The 15,261-nt window shown below is 31.9% G+C and carries 17 protein-coding genes and 1 tRNA gene; 5 read left to right on the top strand and 13 right to left on the bottom strand.

The genetic code is table 11. The features are described from left to right. The 4 genes from ftsA (at position 1) to IRZ78_RS21685 (ending at position 4,416) form a co-directional block, all read left to right on the top strand. Positions 1 to 1,422: a cell division protein FtsA gene (gene ftsA, locus IRZ78_RS21700; RefSeq protein ID WP_194618749.1), complete on the top strand. Its 1,422-nt coding sequence runs from the start codon at positions 1 to 3 to the stop codon at positions 1,420 to 1,422. A gap of 84 nt (positions 1,423 to 1,506) precedes the next feature. Beyond that, positions 1,507 to 3,609, top strand: a complete 2,103-nt coding sequence (gene ftsZ / locus IRZ78_RS21695) for a cell division protein FtsZ (RefSeq protein ID WP_194618747.1) — start codon at positions 1,507 to 1,509, stop codon at positions 3,607 to 3,609. Between the two features lie 203 nt (positions 3,610 to 3,812). Continuing rightward, a complete protein-coding gene (locus tag IRZ78_RS21690) occupies positions 3,813 to 4,262 on the top strand; it encodes a GatB/YqeY domain-containing protein (protein WP_194618745.1) in 450 nt (149 codons plus the stop codon). 80 nt (positions 4,263 to 4,342) lie between these two features. Further along, positions 4,343 to 4,416: transfer RNA gene (locus tag IRZ78_RS21685), tRNA-Arg, on the top strand. Between the two features lie 257 nt (positions 4,417 to 4,673). Here IRZ78_RS21685 and IRZ78_RS21680 read toward each other — a convergent pair. From IRZ78_RS21680 to IRZ78_RS21640, 9 genes are all read right to left on the bottom strand, one after another. Then, positions 4,674 to 5,162, bottom strand: a complete 489-nt coding sequence (locus IRZ78_RS21680) for a hypothetical protein (protein WP_228520558.1) — start codon at positions 5,160 to 5,162, stop codon at positions 4,674 to 4,676. A gap of 328 nt (positions 5,163 to 5,490) precedes the next feature. Further along, positions 5,491 to 5,958 carry a macro domain-containing protein gene (locus IRZ78_RS21675; protein ID WP_347349841.1) on the bottom strand — a complete coding sequence of 156 codons (468 nt, stop codon included), beginning with the start codon at positions 5,956 to 5,958 and terminating at the stop codon, positions 5,491 to 5,493. Further along, a complete protein-coding gene (locus tag IRZ78_RS21670; protein ID WP_194618732.1) occupies positions 5,955 to 6,224 on the bottom strand; it encodes a hypothetical protein in 270 nt (89 codons plus the stop codon). Before IRZ78_RS21670 ends, IRZ78_RS21675 begins: the two co-directional genes overlap by 4 nt. A 152-nt stretch (positions 6,225 to 6,376) precedes the next feature. Next, positions 6,377 to 6,835, bottom strand: a complete 459-nt coding sequence (locus IRZ78_RS21665; protein WP_194618729.1) for a DUF4262 domain-containing protein — start codon at positions 6,833 to 6,835, stop codon at positions 6,377 to 6,379. A 171-nt stretch (positions 6,836 to 7,006) separates the two neighbouring features. Further along, positions 7,007 to 7,708, bottom strand: coding sequence for a hypothetical protein (locus tag IRZ78_RS21660; RefSeq protein WP_194618728.1), 702 nt, complete (start codon positions 7,706 to 7,708; stop codon positions 7,007 to 7,009). A gap of 185 nt (positions 7,709 to 7,893) precedes the next feature. Beyond that, entirely contained in the window at positions 7,894 to 8,517 is a 624-nt protein-coding gene (locus IRZ78_RS21655) for a DUF4375 domain-containing protein (RefSeq protein WP_228520557.1), read from the bottom strand. A gap of 166 nt (positions 8,518 to 8,683) precedes the next feature. After that, a complete protein-coding gene (locus tag IRZ78_RS21650; protein WP_194618726.1) occupies positions 8,684 to 9,205 on the bottom strand; it encodes a hypothetical protein in 522 nt (173 codons plus the stop codon). A 150-nt stretch (positions 9,206 to 9,355) separates the two neighbouring features. Beyond that, positions 9,356 to 10,066 (bottom strand): hypothetical protein, encoded by a 711-nt coding sequence (locus tag IRZ78_RS21645; protein WP_194618724.1) that lies wholly within the window; start codon positions 10,064 to 10,066, stop codon positions 9,356 to 9,358. A 178-nt stretch (positions 10,067 to 10,244) separates the two neighbouring features. Further along, complete coding sequence (locus IRZ78_RS21640) at positions 10,245 to 10,745, bottom strand: hypothetical protein (protein ID WP_194618722.1); 501 nt, start codon at positions 10,743 to 10,745, stop codon at positions 10,245 to 10,247. A 729-nt stretch (positions 10,746 to 11,474) separates the two neighbouring features. On the opposite strand from IRZ78_RS21640, the gene IRZ78_RS21635 reads away from it, so the two are divergent. Next, a complete protein-coding gene (locus IRZ78_RS21635) occupies positions 11,475 to 12,293 on the top strand; it encodes a hypothetical protein (RefSeq protein ID WP_194618720.1) in 819 nt (272 codons plus the stop codon). A 53-nt stretch (positions 12,294 to 12,346) separates the two neighbouring features. Here the strand turns inward: IRZ78_RS21635 and IRZ78_RS21630 are convergent, their stop codons facing one another. From IRZ78_RS21630 to IRZ78_RS21615, 4 genes are all read right to left on the bottom strand, one after another. Further along, complete coding sequence (locus tag IRZ78_RS21630) at positions 12,347 to 12,538, bottom strand: hypothetical protein (protein ID WP_194618718.1); 192 nt, start codon at positions 12,536 to 12,538, stop codon at positions 12,347 to 12,349. Positions 12,539 to 12,787: 249 nt separating this feature from the next. Beyond that, positions 12,788 to 13,360, bottom strand: coding sequence for a helix-turn-helix transcriptional regulator (locus IRZ78_RS21625; RefSeq protein WP_194618716.1), 573 nt, complete (start codon positions 13,358 to 13,360; stop codon positions 12,788 to 12,790). 364 nt (positions 13,361 to 13,724) lie between these two features. Next, entirely contained in the window at positions 13,725 to 14,438 is a 714-nt protein-coding gene (locus IRZ78_RS21620; protein WP_194618714.1) for an ATP-binding protein, read from the bottom strand. A gap of 30 nt (positions 14,439 to 14,468) precedes the next feature. Next, a complete protein-coding gene (locus IRZ78_RS21615) occupies positions 14,469 to 15,200 on the bottom strand; it encodes a YggS family pyridoxal phosphate-dependent enzyme (protein ID WP_194618712.1) in 732 nt (243 codons plus the stop codon). Positions 15,201 to 15,261: the final 61 nt, after the last annotated feature.

Raw genomic sequence — 15,261 nt, 5'->3', positions numbered from 1 at the left:
ATGGAAAAAGATAACATTGCAGTAGGTCTAGATATTGGAACGACAAAGATAGTTGCCATGATCGGCAAGAAGAATGAGTATGGAAAGTTGGAAATTTTGGGTATTGGAAAATCCAAAAGTTTAGGAGTTGCGAGAGGAGTTGTAAACAACATTACGCAAACTATTCAGTCCATTCAGCAAGCAATACTTGAAGCAGAAAACAATTCGGGTTATAAAATAAAAGATGTTGTTGTAGGTATCGCAGGACAACACATCAGAAGTATTCAGCATACAGATTACATCAGCCGTAATAATCCGGAAGAAGTAATTGGCGAAAAAGATATTCAGCTTTTGATTGACCAGGTAAATAAACTGGCCATGTTACCGGGAGAAGAAATTATTCACGTTTTGCCACAGGAATTTAAAATCGACGGACAATCGGAGATCAAAGAACCAATCGGAATGTACGGCGGAAGATTGGAATCTAGTTTTCACGTTGTAGTTGGGCAGGCATCATCTATCAGAAATGTTGGAAGATGTATTCAGAGTTCAGGAATCGAATTGTCAGGTTTGACATTAGAACCGTTAGCTTCGGCAGATGCAGTTTTAAGTCAGGAAGAAAAAGAAGCAGGTGTAGCCCTGATTGATATTGGTGGGGGGACAACAGATTTAGCCATTTTTAAAGATGGTATTATTCGTCATACAGCAGTGATTCCTTTTGGAGGAAATGTAATTACAGACGATATCAAAGAAGGTTGTTCGATTATCGAAAAACAAGCAGAGCTTTTAAAAATAAAATTCGGATCAGCCTGGCCCGGAGAAAATAAAGACAACGAGATTGTTTCTATTCCCGGGTTAAGAGGCAGAGAGCCAAAAGAGATTTCGCTTAAAAACTTATCTAAAATTATTCATGCCCGTGTGGTTGAAATTGTAGAGCAGGTTTTTGCAGAAATTAAAGCGTATGGACACGAAGATCCCCGTAAAAAATTAATTGCGGGAATTGTTCTGACCGGTGGAGGGGCTCAACTAAAACATATCAAACAATTAGTAGAGTACATTACAGGTATGGATACCAGAATTGGATATCCAAATGAGCATTTAGCAGGAAATTCGAGCGAAGAAATTTCTAGTCCGTTATTTGCAACCGCAGTTGGTTTAGTGATGAACAGTATCGAAAATAGCACGCAAAGTGCTGTTAGAATGGAGATTGTAAATGAGCAGCCAAAAGTGGTTTACAGAAATGTTCCTCCGCAAGTGCAACAACCTGTACAGCAACGATACGAAGTAGAAGAAAACTACGTTGAAAGAGTAGAAACTATTGAAGAATCCAGAGATCTCAGAAGTAATGCCGCTAAGGAAGAATCTACTGAAACTAAAATTAGAAGATCATTTTTTGACCGATATGTCGATAAAATCAAAGATTTTTTAGACAACGCAGAATAAAATAATAAAAGAAAAGGATTACTTTTTTGGCCCCAAGTCAAGAAGTAAAAAATGTATTAAATAAGAATTTCAAAAACCAAAAAGATGATGAGCAACTCAGAATTTGGAAGTATTTCATTTGATTTACCAAAAAACCAATCAAATGTTATCAAAGTAATAGGTGTAGGTGGAGGTGGTAGTAATGCTATCAACCATATGTTTAAACAAGGTATTAAAGGCGTTGATTTCATCGTTTGTAATACCGATTCACAGGCACTACAGAACAGTTCGGTACCTAATAAAATTCAATTAGGTATGAATCTAACAGAAGGTCTTGGAGCAGGAGCAAATCCTGATGTAGGACAGCAATCTGCTATTGAGAGTATCGCCGATATCGAAAAAATGTTAGACCGTGGTACTAAGATGGTATTTATTACCGCTGGTATGGGTGGTGGTACAGGTACTGGTGCAGCTCCGGTAATTGCACAATTGGCCAAAGAAAGAGAAATCCTTACGGTTGGTATCGTGACTATTCCTTTTCAGTTCGAAGGAAAAGTACGTCAGGAGCAAGCGCTTTTAGGAATCGAAAAATTGCGTAAGCAAGTCGATTCGCTAATTGTAATTAATAATAATAAGCTAAGAGAAGTATACGGAAATCTTGGTTTTAAAGCAGGATTCTCGAAAGCGGATGAAGTTTTAGCAACAGCCTCAAGAGGTATTGCTGAAGTAATTACGCACCACTATACTCAAAATATCGATTTACGTGATGCTAAAACTGTTTTGTCAAACAGTGGAACAGCGATCATGGGATCTTCTGTTGCCGAAGGCGAAAACAGAGCCAAGGATGCTATTGTTTCTGCATTGGATTCTCCATTGTTAAACGATAACAAAATTACAGGAGCCAAAAACGTATTGTTGCTTATCGTTTCTGGATCAAACGAAATTACATTGGATGAGATTGGAGAAATCAATGATCACATTCAGGTAGAAGCAGGTCATAATGCCAATATTATCATGGGGGTTGGTGAAGACGAAACTCTTGGTGATGCTATTGCCGTGACTATTATTGCAACAGGTTTTGATGTTGAACAACAAAATGAAATTGTAAATACAGAGCCTAAAAAAATCATTCATACGCTAGAGGATGAGCAAAGAAGTGTTCATAATTTATCGAATAAATCAGTTACTTCTTTTGATGTAAATGCAGAAACACCTACTGCAAAATCTGAAGAGAAAATTGTTTTTGATTTAATGGATGATGAAGATACCGAAATGCCGTTTACAGCTACGCATGTTGCTCCAGTTGAAGTTGCTCCAATTGAAGTTGCGCCAGTTGCTGTTACTCCGTCAATGAATGTTGTAGGCAATCCATCAATGAATGTTACAGGAAATCCGTCAACGAGTGTTGCAGGAAATCCGCAAATGAATAAGGAAGAATTAGTGGTTATGTCTGAGTTTATCAAAAATCTTGACGTAACTTTCGAAATTGTTTCGCCTATTAGCGATATTGATTTTACTATTTCGGCTGCGGAAACTCCAATTTTTCAGGATGTAAAACCAATTCAGCAGGTTCAGCAAAGAACTTTTGAAAGAGAAGAACAAACGACTTTCTCATTCGATTTGCCTCTTTTTAGATCAGAGCCAGAAGTTAAAAAGGAACCGGTTGCAGAACAGGAAAATAAAGTTTTATTCGAATTATCGAATGAGACCCGTAATATAAAAGTAAACGATCCGGTTCAGTTTGTTCCGGTAACAGAGCTTTCAGATAAAGGAATCATCAAATATTCTCTGGAAGAATATATGGAGGTAGAGAATGAGTTAGTAGCGTCAAAACCTGTGGATAAAGTGGTAGAAGATGTAATTCCTGCGGAATTAAATATCACGATGAAGCAAAAAACTGATTTTGCAAGTGAAGCTCATTTTACAACAACTTCAGAGGTTTCTCCGATGGAATTGACAATCGAGGAAACTTTACGTTTGAGAGCTGAAGAAAGAAGAAAGAAACTAAAAGAATTTAATTATAAATTCCATAATAATGTTTCAAGAATTGATGAACTTGAAAAAGAGCCTGCTTACAAAAGATTAGGTATCGATTTATCAAATTCTCAATCAAATAATAACAATTCGAGAATATCAGTTGGAACAGATAGTAACAACGATTTGCAGTTGCGTTCAAACAATTCATTTTTGCACGACAACGTAGATTAATTTTACAATCCTAATAATAAAGATAGCCCGAAAATTGGATTTAATTTTCGGGTTATTTTTTTTATCTTCGCACAGAATTTAAAATTTGACTTCTATACTTAGCTTTTAAAGTTAATCTTGTTGTCAGTTCGGGCGAAGTCGAGATTGCAATTTCAAATATGCATATCAATTATAGGTAGTACCTATTTAAATAAAAAAATAAGATGAGTTTACAAACATTAATCATGGACGAGATTAAAACCGCCATGAGAGCAAAAGATACAGTAGCATTAGAAGCATTAAGAGCCATTAAATCTGAAATGCTATTAGCTGCAACATCATCAGGTTCTAAAGAAGAATTAACAGAAGACGATGAAATTAAATTACTTCAAAGATTAGTTAAAACCCGTAAAGAAAGTGCTCGTATTTTTACAGAGCAAAATCGTCCTGATTTAGCAGAGCCGGAATTGGCTCAGGTTGCTGTAATCGAGAAATTTTTACCTGCACAATTAAGTGAAGAAGAAGTAGAAGCTGTAGTTGCAAAAATTATCGCTGAAACAGGAGCTTCAGGAATTGCCTCAATGGGAAAAGTTATGGGATTAGCTTCTGCACAATTAGGCGGAACTGCTGAAGGAAAAACTATTTCTGCAATTGTAAAAAAATTATTAGTATAATAAAATTCCAATATATAAATTCCAAATTCCAAATGTAAAAGTTGGAATTTGGGATTCAAAAAATTGAAATTTAAGTTTTTGACCACGTAGTTCAACTGGATAGAATATCAGATTTCGGCTCTGAGGGTTGGGGGTTCGAACCCCTCCGTGGTCACTATAAAAATTGAAAGCCTGCAAAGTGTATATTTTGCAGGCTTTTTTATGGTTCGAAAATTTTCAAAATTTTCTTTTAGTTTTGAAAATGTCTAGATTTAAAGGAAATTTTGGTTCGAACCCTATTAATGGATCTGTTACGTTTTAAGATTCTCTTTCAGCTTCTAATGCTATTGTTTATTTTCCAACTTGAACTCCATGCTCAGTTAGCGGATTAATTAAGCAAATTGCCAAATACTTGTAATAGTTGTAAGGTTACTAATAATCATATCTATATGTTGAATATTCTCCTTTTTCAACAATTGTTTTATATTCTTTGTCGCCCTTGTTTTCAAGCTCTTGTTTTATTTTTTCCGACTTGTAGTTGTAATGTTTCTTGTTTAAAAAGCCTACTGTTCGTAGTGTGGGATGCTCAAGAATTGGTTTTAGGTTTCCGTCCAAAATGTTGGTATTTACAAATCGAAAGTCAATGAGATTTGGAAAACTATTTAAAAAATTAAGGTTTTCAATGGGTGCGCAGGCATTTAAGCATAAAACTTTTAGCTTTTTTAACTTTAAAAGCTCATCAGTAAACTTGAGTTTTTTAGATTGATTAATATGTAAAAACTCTAGACTGTTTCTAATTTGATTTAATCCTCTGTCTTCTTGAAGTTTTACGCAGTAATGAAGTTCAAGTCTTTTGAGATTATTAAATTTTTCAAGCCCAGTAAAATTTTTGATGTTTGCGCAATTTAGTTCTAGATACAAAAGTTTGTCAGTTTCTGATAAATTGTCAAATGAATTTAGTTTTTCTTTTAGATGCCATATAATTGCGTATTCAGAGTTGTCAAAATTCTTGTTCTCTGTTTGAATAGAATTTTCTTTAAAATCCTTACTAAAGATTTTGCTTTGCTCTAACTCTTCAAGCCATATTGTGTTAAACCTCCAATCCATTTTCTGTCCTATGTTCTTATTTAGCGATAATTATTAAAATCAAAAAGATTCTGTTGCTCGACTTTGCGTTTAAATATATCTTTGCGGATTTGAAAACCATCAAAAATACAGAACAATTTTTCGATTATTTATATCACTTAATTTAAATGAAGTCATAAACATAAGTTTCGATTTCGTTGTTCAACAAAGTTTTTTGTATTAACGGTTCTATTTTGTTCCACGTTCCACCTGCTAATCCACAACCAATTCTGGGCATATGTACAGATGATTTATTTTCTGTTGCAAATTCAGCAACTTTCTTAAGTCCAATTTTTATTGCATCATAACGGATTGGGGCATTACCATTTTCATCCTTGTTTATTTTGTGCTGTCCAATTAAATTTGCAATCCAAATATCGTCTTCTACTTTTATAAATTGAACTTGCCCAAGTAAGAAGTTGTCTTGCAATTTAAACCACTCTCGATATTTTTTTTCTGGTTCTTTCCAACGTTTAGAAATTGCCATTACAAATCCTTTTCCCCAACCTCCAATATCATTACAAATATGGACAATGATTTTATTACCGATTATTTTCGGATTTGTAGCATCGCCTATAATATAATTTATCACTGTTCCCATTGATATTCAAAGTCTTTTTTGTTTATAATGAATTTTTCAAATTCTAAAAGGTCAATTTTTTGATCTGAAAGAAATCCAAACTCATCTTCTAATATTTCTTCACTATATTTTAATCTTCTGCCATTTTCATAAACTTCAATTTGTCGAAGTATTTCTCCTTTTTGATTTGATTCAAAATAAAAGCCACAGGTTCCCCAAGTTTCGAATTTTTCAATCCGGCTTTCGTTAAAATGTCTTTTGTAATATAATTTTGTCATATGATTATTTCTAACGTTCTGTTACTACAGCGGGTTTGGGACTAAATTAAGCCCTATTCTCGGATTTGCCAAATCCCCAAATACAACCCAATTTTTCAATTGAGCCTAATACCCAAATTGCTTGTAGCGTGTGTTAGCGGTTGTTTCTTTATTTAAGCGTAGAATTCTCCAATTATTTTTTGGTCGTAATCATAGTTACTCTCATTCGGAAAATTTCCATTTAAGTCTGGAAAAACGAGTTGCAAATATTCATAATTACGATTTTCATAAAATTTAATTGAAGTTAGAGTATATTCGGTCAAGTGTTCATTATCAACTTTTATTAAGTAAACTGGAAACTTTTTGCTTAAATTATCAAGTCTTTCATTTAAAGGGACTTTTCCAAATTTAAATTTTTCGACATAGTTTTTTATAAGCTCACCTGATAGATTTGGACCAAGTCCAGAAATGAATAATTCAGGTATTTTAAAGTTTTCAAATATTCCAGTAGAGTACGCAAAAGGAGTGAAGTTTTCTTCTTCCATTATTGCTGTTGTATGATATCCAATATTTTTAATATTGTCATAAACTCCTTTAAAATATACTTGTTTTTTATCTTCGTTTTCTTCCATTATGTTTCTTCTACTGCGAAATAACGTTCCCGCGCTACACGCAGTTTGGGATTAAATCAGCGTTATCTTTCGGATTTACCAAATCTTCCAAATACAAACCAATTTTTCCATTAAGCCAAATGCCCAAATTGCTTGTAGCGTGTGTTACCAGCTGTTTTTTTTTACTGAATATTAATTAAATTTTTCGTAATATGTTTTTTCTTTACCCAAGTATACTTCTTCGGGTTCAAAACTTATAGGAAACAATTTCCGCCCTTTAATTAGTAACAATTTTGTCATCCAGCTTGACATTGCTAAATCAATTCCTTCATCACTTTCAGACGTGAGTAATTCTATATAATTTTTGTCAAGTTTGGGATAAAAGATTGTTTCAGTTAATTTTACTAAAGGTTCGCTTTTTAATTCTATTTCGAAAATATCTTTTATTTGGATTTTGTTAATTTTCATTTTAGGAATTACTAATGTCCCATTTTGGTCGGTTTTTAAATATTTTTCGTCATTTATTGACAAATAACATTCAAAATTTTCCGTTTTTTCTTCTCCTTTTTTTGATGCTCTTTGATACTTTACAACTATTTTAGTAATTTTTGAATCTGAATTTTCGGTTTCAATTATTTCTGTTGGATGCGAAAAAAACACTTTATCTGGAGTTAATTTAAGTGTATCTTTTACTTTTACATATTTACCTGTTAAAGTTCCACTTCCTAAAATATCTTGACTATAAATAAATTCAAAAGTACCGTTTATGTCAAATTTTAAAACAAAACAATTTGGTCCGTATTTACATATTTTATGTTTGAATTTGCCTTCTACTTGAGCATTTAAATTGAATGAAATCAAGAATATTGTTATTACTTTAAATACGTTCTTCATAATTCTTTTGTCATTCTGTTTTGGTAAACTAGCTGGTAACGTTCTGGCGCTTGGCGAGTTTGGGGAATAAGGATGCGGGATTTTTCGGTTAAACACAAATTTCCTAAGTACAAAACCATCTTTAAATTCAGCCTAAAACCCCAATCTCGCTAAACAGCTGTTAGCGGTTTGGGCTTTTTTACGTTTCAGTTGTCGATAAATTCAGTTTTATGCTTTCTAATAAAATCTACTTGTAATTGTTGTAAATTTTCTGTTTCGTAAAGTTTATAAAATTCATCGTCAAACTTATTTAATGGATTGTCTTCATAAGATTTACTAAAACCTTCTATTGTTCCATCCTGATGTTGTGTGATTTTTGGATTTTCTTTTTCAAAAGTTTCATTAGCTCGTTTAGTTAATTCGGAATATTTATTTGCTCCAACTAATTTTAAAGCATCTGGCAAATATTTATAAAACTGTCCACTTGAATTAAAGTAAAATTGATTATAACCACCATTATTAACTTCTGATTCTAAAACCCAAATTATATAAATTGCTTGTTTTGATTTGTTCCAACTCATTACATTTGCAAATTCATTTTCATAATGTTCGGAATTCTTTTGCGATAAGTTGTCAAAAACTAATTGTAATAATTTATCGTCAGAAGTATTATCAAGTAGTTCTTCAGTTAGTTTTGTATAGATCTTTCTGTTATTAAATTCTTCAATTGATTGAGTGATTTTTTCGTCATTTTTTTTCCCGTTCGGCGAACATCCAAATACACTTAATATTGTTGATATAATCCCCATAATTACTAAATTTCTTTTCATTCGTCTGTTTTTTTCAGCCTGACCGCTAACGTCCTGTGGCTTTGCGACTGTTGCGGCAATTGAAACTGAGTTCTCTAGGCTGGACAAAACGAAGTTATGAAAAAAGCGCGTTCCTGCAACAACAAAAACAGCAATAGCGCAAAACCGCTGTTATAAGCCGTTTTGATTAATCGTAAGTCCATTCTGTAAGGGTTAATCTCTTTGATTTTCTGTCAACTGAAATAATGAGAAAGTAAAAAATGTAAATCAAATTTTCTGGTTCAGTCAATTTTTTATTTTCTTCTTCGAACCAATCTTTCGAAATAATATAGAAATCGTTTTTTTCGTAAGGATTGTGAATTTCAAAATATTTGTTAAGTAATCTTTCAAAATTAATTCTATCATCTCCCCAATTTGGTTCATTTAAAAAATCTACAAGAAATTTTATTAAGCCTTCGTTATTGCATTTTTTGAAATCATTAATTTCTATATGTTCCATATAAAAGGCTCTACGCAAATATCCTTTTTTAGGCTCTCTTTTTACGCAATCTGGAAGACTGTCATAACTAAAACTTTTCGACTTGAGAAAAGTATTGACAATTTGGTCATTGCTTACAAAATCATCTGCATCAAAAGAAAATTCAGTCAAGTTAATACCTTGATAGTTTTCGTTAATTTCTATATGTTTTATTATCTCTAAGATTGTCATAAAATGGCTTATAACGTTTCGCGGCTTAAACGGCAGTTGCGGACTAAAGAACAGAGTATTCTTCGCTACCGTAAATGAAGTTAGGTAAAATAAAGGTTCTATCTACCGAAATGCAGCAATTGCGTTTAGCCGTTGTTGGGCGATGGCAATTTATTCTTTTACGTTTAGTTCTTTAAATATTCCAATATTAGAAAAAGCATTTATATTTGTTTCTGCTTTTGGTTTTAAATGATAGGTAATATTAGATAAAATTTCATCATTTTTAGATAATTTTAAATCTTCAATCTCAATTTGTAAAACATTATTTTGTTTCGTTTTTCTAATTGTAATGTTCGTTTTTTTAAATTTTAAAGTATTCAAATGTTCTGGTTTCATACTTTCTACGTCATTTAAATTATAGAAGATTATACTATCGTGAGTTTCTTTAAATTTTTCAAATTCGTATCTTCCCAAACCGCCACTTCGATTTGCATAACCTTTATATTGAAATATTTTAGTTTTGATTTTAAACTCTCTTCGATTATCAGTTGTAACTTCTACAGGCTTGTGAATTTCATTTTTGGTATTCGTATAATCAGAATTATCACTTTTAATTCCAAGTATTAATTCTTTTGTTGGAATTGTTTCTAATAGATTAAAAGGTAAAGGCTCAACGCTATTAATGTCGAAATTTTCAGTCGAATCTAAAATTACAATTCCAAATATATGAGAATCTCGTCCACCCCAAGCGTCATATTTATAAATTAGTTTTGAACAATTTTCAATTTTCTGAACATACAATTCTGATAAATCCCAATTCGGATTACAACTTATAATTGTAAAAAGTAAAAATATATAAAATGTGAATTTGATTTTTATCATTTGTTTCTTTTTTCTCCATTCGGTGTGTTGCTGTCGACCAACGTCCCGCTACTACAGCGGGTTTGGGACTAAATTAAGCCCTATTTTCGGATTTGCCAAATCATTCCAAATACAAAACCATTTTCCCATTAAGCCAATTGCCCAAATCCGTTGTAGTTGCTGTTACCTGCCGTTTTTTTTATTCCCATTTCTCTTTAAATCCTCTTTTCGTAAAATTAATGTTTCCAATATGTTCAAACTTTTTATTGTCAATTGTAAAGTTTCCCATTTCGCATCCCCATCCTTCACCATTCGAAGTATATTGCGCCCACATAATCATTTCCATATTGTCTAATATATATGGTTTGTCTTTTCCTAAATAAAACTCATAACTATGATTAACGTTTAAATTATTTTCAATATGAGCCCAATAAATTTTGTCTTCAATACGATTCAAATTATTTTCTTTATCAGCATGGAAGAAGAATGTATTTACTTTTTTGGAATTGTTTTTCTCGACAACTTTAACTGAATCAATTTCATCAAATTCAAAACCCGTAAAAGATATTGGGTCAGGTTTAAAATAAATCGTTTTTGAATATTTAATTTTAAAATCTTGTCTTTCTTTTTCGGTCCATTCGTTCGATTTATTGCAACTAATAAAGGATAAAAAAAGACAAATAAATATTAAATACCTCATTCTCGTTTTGAATTTCTTGGTTAAGTAAAATGGCAGGTAACTGGTATATACTACTGACAACATTAGACTTATCACCCCAAAATTGGGTAGATATGTCTGATAAAGGTCAGGGTTTATTTATTATCAAATATATAATAATAAACTTATAAATAATCAAAAGAGCTTTTAATTCGTTGAATGCTTTTCGTGCAGATATAGGTATAAAATTCAGTGGACTTGCTGCTTTATTGAATCAGCACAAACACGATTAATCAATAGTAATATTAACGTCGAATCAAAAAATTAAGAATCATTTAAAATTTTCAAATCTTCCATTAAATGGTTCGAATTCTGTACCGCCAAGGTCACTAAAGAGGAATAAAAGCCTGCAAAATATGTTTTTTTGCAGGCTTTTTTGGTCGACAAAATTATCAGCAATTTTGTTTGATTCAGTTGTTAAGTTTAACATCTGAAATCCTTCAGTGTAAAACTATTTTAAAATTTGTGGTTTTTAAAGTTGTTTTATTTGCATATTTAATGTTCGCATATAAAATCGTGTATCTTTACCCGTGATTGTAATAAAGAGTTTGTAGATGATTGCCTGGCTCTCCATTTAATATCGTAGAATTCTTTTTTGCAGGCATCAAGTTATAATTAACAAAATTTCCTGATAAATAATAATCATTACTAGTGCCAATTCCTTTTAGGGGTTTTATTAGTTTTTACACTCAACCTTAATAGTAATAGCATATGACATTAATATCCAAAGAAAAATTTTCTGAAGCTGCCGGCCTTTCTAAAATTCCTATCCCCGGATTATCCTCTTATTTAATGAAAGTAATGAAAATTAATAATTTAAATACCATTGTAAAAGAGGGAGGTGATCTTGAGGGTGCAGATTTTGCAAATTACGTTTTAACGAAAATTGGAGTGGAAGTCCAATTTGATGATACGGAATTATTAAATATTCCTAGTAAAGGCGCCTTTATTGTTATTGCAAATCATCCTTATGGCGGTATCGAATCGTTAGCTTTGTTAAGTACAATTGCTAAAAGACGCCCTGATACGATGTATATGGGCAATTTTTTATTAAAGGAAATTCCTAATCTTGCAAAATGTATTATTGCAGTAAATCCATTTGAGAACGTACAAAATTCGGCAAGTATTACGGGATTAAAAATGACGCTCAAAGCACTAAGCGATGGTGTTCCCGTTGCAATATTTCCTGCAGGAGAAGTTTCATCTTATGATTTTAAGACAAGTCAGATAACAGACCCGGAGTGGCATCCTGTAGTAGGCAAGGTTATCAGTAAAGCAAACGTACCTATATTGCCTATCTATTTTCACGGAAATAATGGTTTTTTCTTTAGTATGCTAAAATCAATTCACCCTATGCTGCAAACTTCAAAACTAATTTCAGAGTTGTTTAATAAACAAGGACATGCTCTAAAGATGACTATTGGAAAAACAATATTTTTAACAGAGGTAAGTAGTAAATCTTCGGATCCTTTATTGTTAAAAAATCTTAGAAATAAACTATACGCTCTAAAAAATCAATTGCATAATTAGTACCAATAATTGAATATTTATAAGAAGCTTCAAATAAGGGTAAGAGTAGTTTTTTATTTTTCAGAGCTTTTCTTTGGCTTTTTTACCAGAAAGTAAAGTGATGCCAGAAAAACAATGATGTAAAGAATTGCCAGTGCAGGTTTCTCAAATTTTAGGTTCTCGAAGTCAAACTGTTTATATAATGTTACTCCTAAAATGATTACTACAACCATCAAAGGAAACGATAATGATTTTTTATTTTCCATTTTGTTTAATGTTTTATAAGTATGTCAATTATGTTTATTTTATAATTATTTCATGAATTAATTCGTTGCTATAAATTTAATAAAATTGTTGTAATTTTAGTTGTACCACTTGTGAAGTAGTTAAAAATTTATCGATTTAAGATATGTTTTTGTGATACGATTAATTTTTGTTAAGCGTATATAGGCTAGAAGTAGGCTTTCTTGTGGAGTTATATTTAAATCTTGCTTAGGCTAATTTTGTAGTATATTTTATTTCTCTGGTTTGTAGAGAATTTCCCCATAGAATAAAACGCCAATAAATATCAATATACACGAAAAGATCCACGATCTAAATCCAATTCGGCATCCACCAATAAAACCTTGTACGCACATAAGTAAAAGGAGGTAGGCCGCAAAACCAATTCCAAATTTTAAAAGACGTTTGGTTGCTCTTATTTTTTGTGTAAAATGGACAATGAAAAAGGGAATAAAAAAACTTAAAAGAATTGCTCCGACTTTACTATTTGTATTTGCTTCAATAGGCAAAGTCAGATAGCCAATAGTTCCCACTATAATTATGTTTAAAAGAATTAAAAAGATGCCATTTATAATATAAGATGTCATTGTTTTATTCTCCGAGAGCTGATTTAATCCTTGTAAATCGGCTTTATCGATTTGAAGCACATCACAAATCAGGCTCAAAGTTTTTCCGCGAGGTTCATTATTGTTGTTTTCAATTCTTTGAATGGTTCTCAGATTCACTTTTGATAGTTCTGCGAGTTCTTCCTGAGTAAAGCCTTTTAACTTTCGCGCATCGCTAATTTTTTTCCCTATAGAATTCATGGTTTATATCATTTATTTTAAGCCAAAATTATTTAAAAAAGGATGATTTGATAACGGTTATCTTATGACATTTTTATGACATTTGATGTAATTGCTAATGTAAAACTAATTTTAATGGTAAAAGGGAGTAGCTATCTTAAAAAAGTATTTAAGATTAGTTAATGATACAGGGAGAATTATATGTTTTTCTTCTGAATGTTGTTTGTTTAAACGAAAATAGAATAAAATGATTCTTTGGATGATATGCTATTATAATTAGCTGTTTTTTTATATTTAATTAATTGAATCTATTAATTAATGCCAAAAAAAAAGTCTGCACAACCAATTGATTTTGCAGACATATTATTGTAAATATTTTCAATTTTTACAATAATTCTTTAACTTCCAACTCTGCAATAATTTGCTTTTTCATTATGGTATGAATATAATCTTTGGCTTCGGCATAAGAGATAGCATACTTACGCGGAATATCTTGTAAATGAACAGGGAAGTTTGCCAGTAATTTATCATAATAAAGATCTAATTCGCTTTCGTTTGGCATTTCGAATTGTAAACGCAATTGAAATCTTCGCAATAAAGCAGTGTCAATGGTATGGTAATGATTGGTAGCACAAATAAGCAAGCTATCTGTTGGGAAGTAATCAATCAATTGAATGATGGTATTCACCAGACGTCTCATTTCACCAACGTCTTTATCATCGCTATCACGGCTTTTACCAATCTGGTCGAATTCGTCTAAAAATAATACTGACTTTTCCCTAATTGCTTTATCGAATATCGCTTTTACATTTTTCGAAGTTTCGCCAATTCGGGCATTGATTAATGTACTGAGATTAATGATTACAATATTTTTATTCAACGCAGTCGCAATAGCTTTTGCAGTTGTCGTTTTACCACAACCGGAATGACCGTGAAGTAATATTTTGTTATCTATTTTAAGATTGTACTTTTTTAATTCTTCAAGATATTTATGCTCTTTAATGGTTTGGTTTAAAGCAGCTTTGTTTTCTTCGCTAAAAAGTAAATCGGCTAAAGCTATTTTTTCGGTATCGTTTACGGTAAGTTCGTATAGATTCATCTGAATTTTTATTTGGTGCAAAATTAGATTTTATTCTGCAATATTTTCATTCCATATCTCTTTTCCCAAAAAGCGGTTTCCAAAGATCGAAGTCCCAATTCTAACCAGATTAGATCCTTCGGCAATAGCCAGTTCCAAATCCTGAGACATTCCCATAGAAAGTTTTAATTCGTTTATTCCTTCTATTCTTGCCCTGTAAATTTCATCCCTGATTTCTCGCAGTAATCGTAAAGAAGGCTGCATTTTTTCTTTTTCGACATCTAATAAACCAATGGTCATCAGGCCTTTTATTTTTAAAGTCTCGTATTGTTTTATGTCACCAATAAAAGATATAGCCTCATCTGGTTTAAGTCCAAATTTACTTTCCTCGAGTGAAGTATTGACCTGAATAAAAACATCCAGATTTCTTCCTTCTTTTTGTAATTGTCTGTCAAGTTCCTGCGCAAGACTCAATCGATCAAGAGATTGAATGCAAGAAGCATATTTCAGGACATCTTTTACTTTATTGGTTTGAAGATGTCCAATAAAATGACGTTCTATATGTAATTCTTTTAATCCAGGATCTTTATCCCGTAACTCCTGCATTTTGTTTTCGCCAATTAAGGTTTCTCCAGCTTCGATTGCAATCCTGATTTTATCGGTAGGAACAGTTTTAGTGGCCAATAACAATTGTACATCTAACGGATTCCTGCCTGAAAGTTTACAGGCAACTTCAATTCGATTGTGAACCTCTTTTAAATTAGATAATATAATCTCTTTCATGTTGCAAAATTAAGACTTGCCCGACTTAAAGCTGCGATCCAGTTTTTGCTATTTAAAGTAG

This window comes from Flavobacterium sp. CSZ (genome assembly GCF_015350725.1).
In the GTDB taxonomy this organism is placed as follows: domain Bacteria; phylum Bacteroidota; class Bacteroidia; order Flavobacteriales; family Flavobacteriaceae; genus Flavobacterium.
The sequence above is the reverse complement of the archived record's forward strand: the minus strand, read 5'-3'. Positions and strand labels throughout refer to the sequence as shown.

Bases quoted from the DNA above. Each gene is read 5' to 3' on its own strand.
- ftsA (WP_194618749.1), top strand. From the start codon at position 1: ATGGAAAAAGATAACATTGCAGTAGGTCTAGATATTGGAACGACAAAG.
- ftsZ (WP_194618747.1), top strand. From the start codon at position 1,507: ATGATGAGCAACTCAGAATTTGGAAGTATTTCATTTGATTTACCAAAA.
- IRZ78_RS21690 (WP_194618745.1), top strand. From the start codon at position 3,813: ATGAGTTTACAAACATTAATCATGGACGAGATTAAAACCGCCATGAGA.
- IRZ78_RS21670 (WP_194618732.1), bottom strand. From the start codon at position 6,224: ATGACAAAATTATATTACAAAAGACATTTTAACGAAAGCCGGATTGAA.
- IRZ78_RS21665 (WP_194618729.1), bottom strand. From the start codon at position 6,835: ATGGAAGAAAACGAAGATAAAAAACAAGTATATTTTAAAGGAGTTTAT.
- IRZ78_RS21660 (WP_194618728.1), bottom strand. From the start codon at position 7,708: ATGAAGAACGTATTTAAAGTAATAACAATATTCTTGATTTCATTCAAT.
- IRZ78_RS21655 (WP_228520557.1), bottom strand. From the start codon at position 8,517: ATGAAAAGAAATTTAGTAATTATGGGGATTATATCAACAATATTAAGT.
- IRZ78_RS21650 (WP_194618726.1), bottom strand. From the start codon at position 9,205: ATGACAATCTTAGAGATAATAAAACATATAGAAATTAACGAAAACTAT.
- IRZ78_RS21645 (WP_194618724.1), bottom strand. From the start codon at position 10,066: ATGATAAAAATCAAATTCACATTTTATATATTTTTACTTTTTACAATT.
- IRZ78_RS21640 (WP_194618722.1), bottom strand. From the start codon at position 10,745: ATGAGGTATTTAATATTTATTTGTCTTTTTTTATCCTTTATTAGTTGC.
- IRZ78_RS21635 (WP_194618720.1), top strand. From the start codon at position 11,475: ATGACATTAATATCCAAAGAAAAATTTTCTGAAGCTGCCGGCCTTTCT.
- IRZ78_RS21630 (WP_194618718.1), bottom strand. From the start codon at position 12,538: ATGGAAAATAAAAAATCATTATCGTTTCCTTTGATGGTTGTAGTAATC.
- IRZ78_RS21625 (WP_194618716.1), bottom strand. From the start codon at position 13,360: ATGAATTCTATAGGGAAAAAAATTAGCGATGCGCGAAAGTTAAAAGGC.
- IRZ78_RS21620 (WP_194618714.1), bottom strand. From the start codon at position 14,438: ATGAATCTATACGAACTTACCGTAAACGATACCGAAAAAATAGCTTTA.
- IRZ78_RS21615 (WP_194618712.1), bottom strand. From the start codon at position 15,200: ATGAAAGAGATTATATTATCTAATTTAAAAGAGGTTCACAATCGAATT.